The sequence below is a fragment of the Pseudolysinimonas sp. genome (assembly GCF_057350545.1).
On sequence record NZ_JBMRCP010000055.1, the window covers coordinates 1 to 5,247 of the forward strand.

Below are 5,247 nucleotides of genomic sequence, written 5' to 3' on the forward strand. Positions count from 1 at the left end.
CATCCGCATGCCCTTGAAGACACGCGACGGGGTCGACGAGGCGCCGATCGAGCCGGGCTTGCGGTGGTTGCGGTGCGCACCGTGGCTCGCGCTGACGCCCTTGAAGTTGTGGCGCTTCATGACACCGGCGAAGCCCTTGCCCTTGCTCGTGCCGGCGACGTCGACGAGCTGGCCGGCCTCGAAGATGTCGACCGCGAGCTCCTGGCCGAGCGTGTACTCGGCGGCGTCGGCGGGGCGCACCTCGGTGAGGTGACGGCGGGGCGTGACGCCCGCGGCCTCGAAGTGGCCGGCGGCGGGCTTGTTCACCTTGCGCGGGTCGATCGCGCCGTACGCGATCTGCACGGCGGCGTAGCCGTCCTTCTCGACCGAGCGCACCTGGGTGACGACGTTCGGCGAGATCTGGACGACGGTGACGGGCACGAGCTTGTTGTTCTCGTCCCAGACCTGGGTCATGCCGAGCTTGGTGCCGAGCAGACCCTTGGTCGTCGTGGTTGCAGACATGGGTGTTCCTTCTGGGCGTCCTGGAGCGGCCGGAGCCGGCTCAGGCCTTGATCTCGAGGTTGACGTCCGCCGGCAGGTCGAGTCGCATGAGCGAGTCGACGACCTTCGGGGTCGGGTCGATGATGTCGATGAGGCGCTTGTGGGTGCGCTTCTCGAAGTGCTCGCGGGAGTCCTTGTACTTGTGAGGAGAGCGGATCACCACCACGATGTTCTTCTCCGTGGGGAGCGGCACGGGGCCGACGACGGTGGCGCCTGCGCGCTGCACCGCATCGACGATCTTGCGCGCCGAGGCGTCGAGACCGGCGTGGTCGTAGGACTTCAGCCGGATGCGGATCTTCTGGGCCGCCATGCGTATCTCTTCTCTCCTGTGTACATGCGGCATCCTTCGGATCCCGCACCCGCGAACTTCCGTTCGCGCACCGCTGTTCTTCTGTCAATCCGGTCCTGATTCCGCACGCGAGCGCACGGAGGAAGGATTCGAGTTGAAGCTTTGTAGTGTTCTGCCGCTCGCGGCCCAGTCTTGAGACTGTGCACTGCCAGAGCGGTGACCCTTGCCACGCTTACGCGCGCCGGGATGTTGAACCACATGAGTTTGCCACACTCCGGGATGTCCTGCAACCCGGGCGTGTCGCGCCTGTTTGCTGGGGTTCGCGTCGCGGCGTCGGTGCCGAGTGCATCGATTTGCGTCGAGCGTCCGGTTCTGCGCACGTGCGCTCGACGCAAATGGCTGCGCTCGAGAGCGTGTCAGTGCCTCGGGGGCACCCCGGCTCGCTTCAGCCGCTGCGCGAGCACGTGGCCACCGAGTGCGTGATCCCATCCCCACCGCGCGAAGCCCCGCACGACGGAACGCAGGTCGTCTTCACGATCCTTCTCGTCCCAGAGTCGCGCCTCGGGCTCAGGCCCGACGACATCCGGACCGTACTTGTTCCGCCCGTCGGCCTCACCGATCACATCCTCTTCCTCGAAGAAGAAGTCGACTCGGTAGCGGCGACCGTCGATCACGAACTCGACCTGCTGACGCGGCGTCGGGAAGCCCAGCACGTGACATTGTCCGAGGCTCAGCGACTCGATGGGCGTCTCTGCGAGACCCGTGGCCACCGCGAAGGCGGCGTCCACCCGCCGTACTCCCCGGAACGGTCGGGCGCGCTCGATCGCCGCCTCGACGGTCTCCCTCGAGATCCCGAAGGCGGGGCCGAGCACCCGATCGAGGGCGACCACGCCGGCGAGGAATCCCCGCGTCGCCGCGATGTCGAGAGCCGTCCGCAGCGGGCTCGTCGCGAGCGCGTCTCCGACCGTCGTGACCTCGTCGTCGGCGAGGTCGACCACGTGCGTCGCGACTCCGACCAGTGCGGACCGACGATGCCCGACATCGTCGACGATGTGAGGACGCGTCGACCATCCGCCGAGGACGGGGATGCCGTGCAGCGCAGCCGCGGACTCGCCGCAGAACAGCAGCTTCCGTCGCGACGTCTCGGCCACCGCCGCCATCGCCACAAGGTGCCGGTCGCGCGGGCGGAGCTCACGCCACTCGGCAGCCGTCAGATAGGCGCCCGGACGCACGCGGACGAAGTGTCCCGATCGAGCACCTCGCTCGATCGGGCGACTCGACTCGCCGACGTCGCGCAGGCGTGCCGAGAGGATGAGGGACGGGAGCGTGTCGAGCATCCACCGATGCTCTCCACCGAGTCACGTCGAAACCCCGTCGAAGCTGGAGCCCGTGGGATGTCGCGCTCGTCCCCGCGATGTGAGAGAGTGCCGAGTTCATCGATCTGCGTCGAGCGCACTCGCGTGAAACCGTGAACTCGACGCACATCGAGGCACCCGAGAACGAGGCCGAGGGTCAGGGCTCGAACTCGGTGGCGCGGGGCTTGAAGATCGCGAAGTGGGTGAGGGCGAGGGCGACGACTCCGCCGATGAAGAGCTCCCCGGCGGCGAGGATGGTGCCGAGCACGGGAAGCCCGGTGTAGCCGCCGAAGACGGCCCCGAAGAATGCTCCGACGGCGAGAGTCGCGAGCGTTCCGATGAGGATCGCGACGACGAGGGCGCCGGTGTTGATCCAGAACAGCGAGCCCGCGCCACGGCGACGACCGGCGACGTTGATGAAGAGCAGAAAGAGAAGGAAGAGCCCCGCCGAGACCGCGCCGCCTTGGAAGAGCGCCCGCCACGCGTCGCCGAACGCCGCCAGCAGGATGTCGCCCCCGTTGAGGATCGACTGCACGACCACCGACAACAGGTAGGCGATCGCGAGGGTGAGCAGGAAGGCGCTCAGTGCCTTGCCGAGTGCGCGCATTCCCGCTCCCCCTCGCTCTCGGAACTCAGGACGCCGCCGGGGGCGTCGCGCCCTCGTCGTCGGTCGCGTCGGCGATCTTGGAGGCGAGGTCGTGCACGCCGTCCTTGGCCCTCTCCGCCACGTCGCCCGCGAACTCCTTGGTGTTCTCCACGGCGTCGCCGACGAACTCCTTGGTGTTGTCCACGGCGTCCCCGGCGAAGTCCTTGGCCTTGTCCACGATGTCGTCGATGCCCATGGGGTCCTCCCGCTACCGCGAGTCCGTCTCGCGCGTCTCCACACATCATGGCGTGCCGCGGGGGTGCGCGGGTGAAACTTCCGACGGTCACGACCGTCAGGCGTCGGAGAGCAGCTCCCTCAGCCCGGATTCGGCCGAGCGGAGCCGGGTCGCGTCGAGCGTCTCGCCCTTCTCATACCTGTCGATCACACGCGGATCGACGTAGCTCGACCGCGCGACGGCGGGGGTGTTCCCCAACGCGTCGGCGGCGAGCCGCACCGCCTGCACGATGGCGCGCTTGCGTGCGGTTGCCGTCTCCCCCGGCCCGGATCGCGCGAGCGACACCGCCGCCGTGACGGTGCCGTGCAGCGTGCGGAAGTCTTTCGCGGTGAAGTCGCCGCCCGTGCGTTCCCTCATGTCGTCGTTGATGTCCTCCGCGCTGAGGGGCCGCCACCCCTTCACGTCGTCGTGCCAGGCGAGCAACCGCGCCCGGCCGCCGCGTCGCTTGAGCCGGGCGACGAGGCCGGCGAGGTCGGCATCCGCGATCTCCGACTCCCACGGCTGCCCGCTCTTCCCCGGAAACGCCAGCACGACGCGCGACCCGTCGACCACCCGCGCGTGCGCCCCGAGCAGCGTCGACAGCCCGTAGCTGCCGTGCGCGTCGGCGTAGCGCTCCGACCCGACGCGCAGCATCCCGGTGTCGAGCATGCGGAACGCCGCGGCGAGCACGCGCTCTCGCGACAGGTCGTCGCGGCGCAGGTCGCGCGTCACCCCGCGCCGCGCCGCGGGCAGCACGGCGGCGAGCTCGAGCATCCGGTCGAACTTCGCGCGATCCTTCTGCCGACGCCAGGCCTCGTGGTAGCGATACTGTCGGCGGCCGGCGTCGTCGATGCCGGTCGCCTGGATGTGACCGTTCGGCCACGGGCAGATCCAGACGTCCTTCCACGCGGGCGGGAGCACGAGCGCCGTCGCGCGCTCACGCGTCGCCGCGTCGACCGCTCGACCGGCCTCGTCGACGAAGGCGAAGCCCTTCCCACGACGCACCCGATGGATGCCCGGCCCCGCGACGTCGCTGCGGCGGAGGCGGGGCATGCGCCCACGCTACGTCGCCGTCACCGACGGGGTGCGGGGCTTGACGGGGACCCCGAACGCGATCCTCAGGACGGGATGAGCGATCAAGGCGGCGAGCAGCACGAGGAGGGCGGCGGGGAGGACGAGCACGACGACGAGCACGCTGTAACCGCCGAGCGAGCTCGCGATCGCGCCGGTGACCACGAAGCCCGCGACGGTCGCGCCACCGAGCGCGGCGAGCGTCGCGGCGAGTCCGGGGAAGCGGCGCTGGAGGATCACGATCGTCACGAGCAGGATGAACCACGCGATGACGAGAGGCGCCGCCCCGACGAGCGAGATCGCGAGCCCGTTGTGGAACGCCATCCGGTCGTACTGCCGCGGGTCGAGCACTTTGACGAGCACGAAGCCGGCGGCGAAGGGCACCCAACCCGTGCCCGCGACGAGGAATACGACGCCGACGAGGCCCCGGATCATGCGCTCACCTAGCGGCGGACGCCCGACGGCTCGCGCGGCTCGGACAGGAGCCGGGCGAGCACGGGCACGACGATGCCGGCGGCGACCACGACCGCGAGCGAGCCCTCGACGGCGATCGCGACGAACGACGCGAGCCGCCCCTCCTGCACGAACCCGATGAGGGCGACGACGAGCACGTTGATCGCGGCGCCTGCGAGCACCCCGGCGAGGACGGCCACGCCGCTCGGCCGCCGACCGCGGACGATCGCGGAGATCACGAGGAACGGCACCCACGCGTAGAACACGACGTCGGCGAAGAAGAAGAGCGTGCGGGCGGCGACCGGGAAGCCCGCGGCGAGCGACCCCGCGAGGATCGACTCGCCGACCGCGAGGAGCACGAGAGCGAGCGTGACGGTCGCGAGCACGAGCGTCACGAGGTAGGTCGCCCGTCCCGTCCGTCGCACGCGTCGAGCGTACGCCGGAGTCGTCGGAACGACGACGGGGCCGGACCCGAAGGCCCGACCCCGTCGCAGTGGTCTCGACAGGCGCTGACGCGCTACTCGACCACCGAGGTTGTTACTTGTTGATCTTCGTGACCTTGCCGGCGCCCACGGTGCGGCCACCCTCACGGATGGCGAAGCCGAGGCCCTCCTCCATGGCGATCGGCTGGATGAGCTCGACCGTCATGTCGGTGGTGTCGCCGGGCATGACCATCTCG

The 5,247-nt window shown here is 69.8% G+C and carries 9 protein-coding genes; all 9 read right to left on the minus strand.

Going from position 1 to position 5,247, the window contains the following annotated elements; translation table 11 throughout:
- Positions 1–501, minus strand: a 501-nt coding sequence (gene rplC, locus ACO1X9_RS07650) for a 50S ribosomal protein L3 (protein ID WP_486350228.1), incomplete at its 3' end; no start/stop codon positions are given.
- A 40-nt stretch (positions 502–541) separates the two neighbouring features.
- Entirely contained in the window at positions 542–850 is a 309-nt protein-coding gene (rpsJ, locus tag ACO1X9_RS07655; protein ID WP_395640731.1) for a 30S ribosomal protein S10, read from the minus strand.
- A gap of 395 nt (positions 851–1,245) precedes the next feature.
- A complete protein-coding gene (locus tag ACO1X9_RS07660; protein WP_486350229.1) occupies positions 1,246–2,166 on the minus strand; it encodes a hypothetical protein in 921 nt (306 codons plus the stop codon).
- Positions 2,167–2,341: 175 nt separating this feature from the next.
- Positions 2,342–2,791 (minus strand): hypothetical protein, encoded by a 450-nt coding sequence (locus tag ACO1X9_RS07665; protein WP_486350230.1) that lies wholly within the window; start codon positions 2,789–2,791, stop codon positions 2,342–2,344.
- A 25-nt stretch (positions 2,792–2,816) separates the two neighbouring features.
- Positions 2,817–3,026: a hypothetical protein gene (locus ACO1X9_RS07670; RefSeq protein ID WP_486350231.1), complete on the minus strand. Its 210-nt coding sequence runs from the start codon at positions 3,024–3,026 to the stop codon at positions 2,817–2,819.
- Positions 3,027–3,122: 96 nt separating this feature from the next.
- Entirely contained in the window at positions 3,123–4,097 is a 975-nt protein-coding gene (locus ACO1X9_RS07675) for a DNA topoisomerase IB (protein ID WP_486350232.1), read from the minus strand.
- A gap of 9 nt (positions 4,098–4,106) precedes the next feature.
- Positions 4,107–4,550 (minus strand): hypothetical protein, encoded by a 444-nt coding sequence (locus ACO1X9_RS07680; protein WP_486350233.1) that lies wholly within the window; start codon positions 4,548–4,550, stop codon positions 4,107–4,109.
- Positions 4,551–4,558: 8 nt separating this feature from the next.
- Positions 4,559–4,993, minus strand: a complete 435-nt coding sequence (locus tag ACO1X9_RS07685) for a hypothetical protein (protein ID WP_486350234.1) — start codon at positions 4,991–4,993, stop codon at positions 4,559–4,561.
- 112 nt (positions 4,994–5,105) lie between these two features.
- A partial coding sequence (locus ACO1X9_RS07690) for an EF-Tu C-terminal domain-related protein (protein WP_486350235.1) occupies positions 5,106–5,247 on the minus strand: 142 nt, incomplete at its 5' end.

Bases quoted from the DNA above. Each gene is read 5' to 3' on its own strand.
- ACO1X9_RS07680 (WP_486350233.1), bottom strand. From the start codon at position 4,550: ATGATCCGGGGCCTCGTCGGCGTCGTATTCCTCGTCGCGGGCACGGGT.
- rpsJ (WP_395640731.1), bottom strand. From the start codon at position 850: ATGGCGGCCCAGAAGATCCGCATCCGGCTGAAGTCCTACGACCACGCC.
- ACO1X9_RS07660 (WP_486350229.1), bottom strand. From the start codon at position 2,166: ATGCTCGACACGCTCCCGTCCCTCATCCTCTCGGCACGCCTGCGCGAC.
- ACO1X9_RS07665 (WP_486350230.1), bottom strand. From the start codon at position 2,791: ATGCGCGCACTCGGCAAGGCACTGAGCGCCTTCCTGCTCACCCTCGCG.
- ACO1X9_RS07675 (WP_486350232.1), bottom strand. From the start codon at position 4,097: ATGCCCCGCCTCCGCCGCAGCGACGTCGCGGGGCCGGGCATCCATCGG.
- ACO1X9_RS07670 (WP_486350231.1), bottom strand. From the start codon at position 3,026: ATGGGCATCGACGACATCGTGGACAAGGCCAAGGACTTCGCCGGGGAC.